This is a genomic window from Corynebacterium sp. (assembly GCF_043426755.1).
Lineage (GTDB): Bacteria > Actinomycetota > Actinomycetes > Mycobacteriales > Mycobacteriaceae > Corynebacterium.
Window position 1 is genome coordinate 1 of record NZ_JBHWRP010000042.1, and the last position, 3,768, is coordinate 3,768.

4 protein-coding genes are annotated in these 3,768 nt (G+C 63.4%); all 4 read left to right on the top strand.

The annotated features are described in order from the left end of the window. Positions 1-33: 33 nt before the first annotated feature. Positions 34-429, top strand: a complete 396-nt coding sequence (locus ACHFGA_RS04330; RefSeq protein ID WP_394281200.1) for a YbaN family protein — start codon at positions 34-36, stop codon at positions 427-429. Between the two features lie 42 nt (positions 430-471). Then, positions 472-1,734 (top strand): alpha-hydroxy acid oxidase, encoded by a 1,263-nt coding sequence (locus ACHFGA_RS04335; RefSeq protein WP_394281201.1) that lies wholly within the window; start codon positions 472-474, stop codon positions 1,732-1,734. Then, positions 1,715-3,043: an MFS transporter gene (locus ACHFGA_RS04340; RefSeq protein WP_394281202.1), complete on the top strand. Its 1,329-nt coding sequence runs from the start codon at positions 1,715-1,717 to the stop codon at positions 3,041-3,043. The genes ACHFGA_RS04335 and ACHFGA_RS04340 overlap by 20 nt, the downstream gene beginning before the upstream one ends. Positions 3,044-3,073: 30 nt before the next feature. Further along, positions 3,074-3,768, top strand: a 695-nt coding sequence (locus ACHFGA_RS04345; RefSeq protein WP_394281203.1) for a metallophosphoesterase family protein, incomplete at its 3' end; no start/stop codon positions are given.

Below are 3,768 nucleotides of genomic sequence, written 5' to 3' on the forward strand. Positions count from 1 at the left end.
GCAGAATCATCCTTTAGTTGTATAGTGGCGGGTATGTTGAAGCCGATCCTTGCCACCGTGGGCGTCATTTCGCTGGCCCTGGGCGCGCTCGGCATCGTGCTTCCCGTTCTCCCCACCACGCCGTTTCTGCTGCTCAGCGCCTTTTGTTTCGCGCGCAGCTCCACACGCCTGCACAACTACCTCATCAACCACAAAGTCTTCGGCACCTACATCGACAATTACTACAACAAGTCGATGACACCGAAGCACAAAGCCCGCACCCTCACGATCATGTGGCTGGGCATTCTGCTCTCCGCATGGCTGATCGGCAAGACCGTCACCTGGATCATCCTGCCCATCATCGCGGTCCTAGTCACCATCCACATCGTGCGCCTCTCCCCGCAGCCAGAGAAGACGCCGGCGCTTATCGACGAGGCCAGCAACCATTAGCGATGCTCACCACACTGTCGGACTATGGTATTTTACACCACTATGGTCAAACGCCTTGTCCCTCTGAAACGACAACTTCCAGCCCCGCAGATTTTCACTGACTTCCTGAAATTCAAGAAGCCTACGGGTGATCGTCGTCAAGCACGGCTCAACGCAGCCCAAGACGTGTGGGACCTGCGCAAGATCGCTCAACGACGCACGCCTACCGGGCCCTTCGACTATGTCGAAGGCGCTGCCGAACAAGAAATCTCCTTGGGCCGGGCGCGCGAGGCATGGGCCAACCTCAGCTTCCACCCGCGGGTGCTTCGCGACGTGTCCAACGTGGAACTTTCCACCACCGTCGCCGGGGGAGAGGCCGCAATGCCGCTGGCCATCGCGCCAACCGGGTTCACGCGCATGATGCACGCGGAGGGCGAAGTGGCCGGCGTGACCGCGGCTCACCAGGCGGGCATCCCATTCTCGCTGTCGACTGTCGGCACCGCGACCATCGAGGAAGTCGCCGCCGCTGGCCCGTATGGACGCAAGTGGTTCCAGCTGTACATGGCCAGCGAATCCCGGGAGATCTCCGAGGGCCTCATCGAGCGCGCTGAACGCTCCGGCTATGACACGCTCATCGTCACCGTGGACACCCCGGTCGCCGGGGCACGCCACCGGGATGCGCGCAACGGCATGACGTTCCCGCCGCAGCTCACGCTGAAGACGGTGCTGGATGCGTCCTACCGCCCGGAGTGGTGGTTCAACTTCTTAACGACGAAACCCCTGGGCTTCACCAACTTTGGTGAGGGAACGAAGTCCATCGCGCAGATCGGCAACATGTTCGACCCATCGCTGAACTTCGACGATATCGCGTGGCTGCGCGACCAGTGGAAGGGCACCTTGTTGATGAAGGGGATCCAAACGGCAACCGACGCCGCACGTGCCATCGACGCAGGCGCAGACGGCGTAATCCTCTCCAACCACGGTGGGCGACAGCTGGACCGCGCGCCCGTCCCGCTGTACACACTGCCAGCGGTGCGCAAGGCCGTTGGTGATGAACCGACCGTGATCGTCGATACCGGAATCATGAGCGGCGCCGATGTCATCGCCGCCGTCGCTCTGGGTGCTGATGCCGCGATGATCGGGCGTGCGTACCTCTACGGCCTGATGGCCGGCGGCGCCGAAGGAGTGGTGCGGTTGCTGGACATCATGCAGGCGGAGATGATCCGCACGATGCAACTGATGGGCGTGGGATCCATCGCCGACCTCAACCCAGACATGGTCTCCCTCGACTGGAAAGCAGGACACCATGAGCACGACTTCATCTAGCGCACCGAACACGCTCGGCCTGCGCAAAGGTGGTGGGCGCGCAGTTTTCGCATCGATGCTGGGCACCCTGGTCGAGTGGTATGACTACGCCCTCTACGGCGCGGCAGCCTCCCTGGTGATCGGGCCACTGTTCTTCGGTCAGCTCGACGCCGGCCAGGCCGTCGCGGCATTTGCCACCTTCGCCGTGGGTTTCATCGCGCGGCCCTTTGGTGGTTTACTCATCGCCCATTGGGGCGACAAGCACGGCCGCAAACCCGCGATGTTGTTCACCATGATTGTGATGGGTGTGTCCACCGTCGGAATCGGCCTGCTGCCCACGGCCGAGGTGGCGGGTGTGTGGGCCGTCGTGATGCTCGTCGGCCTGCGCCTCCTCCAAGGCCTAGGCGCCGGTGCGGAGCTCACCGGTGCGATGACCCTGGTCGCCGAATACGCCACCCCAGCCCGGCGCGGCTTGTGGACGTCCCTGATCATGTCGATGCCCCCGGCGGGATCGGCGATCGCCACGCTCGCTTTTCTCGCGGTGGCTGCGTTGCCGGAAGAACAGTTCTATGGCTGGGGGTGGCGCGCGCCCTTCCTGGCGTCGGTGGTGCTGTTCCTCGTCGCGATCTTCATCCGGACCAAGTTGAAGGAATCCCCCGACTATCAGGCCGCGATGGAGCAACGCGACGCCGTCCAGCGCGAGGCCCGCACCCCGCTAGGGGAGGTGCTGAAGAATCAGTGGCGCGAGGTCATCCTCGGTTTCATGGCTGTGACCGGGCACAACGCCAACAACTACATCATCTCGATTGCCTCGATCACCATCATGGTCACCTACGGCGGCCTCGAGCGCACCGAGGCACTGACCTCCGTGCTGCTGGGCTCCCTGTTGGGCATTCTGCTTAGCCCCTTGGGCGGCATGGCGGGCGACCGGTTCGGGGCAGGGCGCGTGATGGCGGTCGGCGCATTAGCCGGTTTATTCTTCGCCTACCCGCTGTTCACCGCCTTCAAATCAGGCAATATCTGGATCGCATTCGCGGCACTGGCTGTGTCCTACGGTTTTGTCCTGGCGTGTACGTCAGGTGCCCAGGGTGCTTTCCTGGCTAACCTGTTCCCCGTGCGCACACGGTTCACCGGTACTGCCCTGGCACGAGAAACCAACGGCGCGCTGGTCGCAGGGCTCACGCCGATGATCGTCACCGCGCTGCTGGAAGCCGGCGATGGTTCCATCACCTGGGCTGCCGGCTACATGGCCGCCTGCTTCTTCATCACCTTCCTGGGAGTCACGCTCGCCCGTGGGCGGGGCGACAACAAAACAGTGGCACCGGCCTAAGCCACTTCGTGGTCGCTACACTGAACCAGCATGGCACGCACATTGTGGGCAGTCAGCGACCTGCACGTCACCTTCCCGGAGAATCAAGCGATCGTCGATAAGCTAGCTCCCGAGCACCCGGAGGACTGGCTGATCGTCGCCGGCGATGTGGCCGACAAGATCCCCGATGTCGTCCGCGCCATGAAGCCGCTGGCCCAGCGCTTCGCGAAAGTGATCTGGGTGCCCGGCAACCACGAGCTTTTCAACCGGCGCACCGATCGCATCAATGGCAAAGCCCGCTACCGGGCGCTGGTGGGGGAGCTGCGGGCGCTGGGTATCGTGACGCCGGAGGACCCATTTCCCGTCTTCGCCGGTGTGACCGTGTGCCCCCTGTTTACGCTGTATGACTACTCGTTTCGTCCCCTGGGGCTGTCCGCGCGCCAGGCGATCGCCCAGGCAGAGGTTGTGCTTGACGACGAGATCGCCATCGCACCTTACGTGAATGTGGAAGAGTGGTGCGCCGAACGCGTGGAGTACTCGCGCGGGCGTCTCGACGAAGTACGTGGTGAAACGGTGCTGGTCAACCACTGGCCACTGGTGGTCGAACCGACGCGGCGGCTGCGGTATCCCGATATTGCGCTGTGGTGCGGGACCGAAGCAACACGTGACTGGGCCCCGAAATATCACGCGCGCGCAGCGGTCCACGGGCACCTCCACATCCCGGTCGAGACCGTGGTGGACGGCGT

What these genes read in the sequence shown, in the direction of transcription:
- ACHFGA_RS04330 (WP_394281200.1), top strand. Translation starts at nt 34, where the DNA reads ATGTTGAAGCCGATCCTTGCCACCGTGGGCGTCATTTCGCTGGCCCTG.
- ACHFGA_RS04335 (WP_394281201.1), top strand. Translation starts at nt 472, where the DNA reads ATGGTCAAACGCCTTGTCCCTCTGAAACGACAACTTCCAGCCCCGCAG.
- ACHFGA_RS04340 (WP_394281202.1), top strand. Translation starts at nt 1,715, where the DNA reads ATGAGCACGACTTCATCTAGCGCACCGAACACGCTCGGCCTGCGCAAA.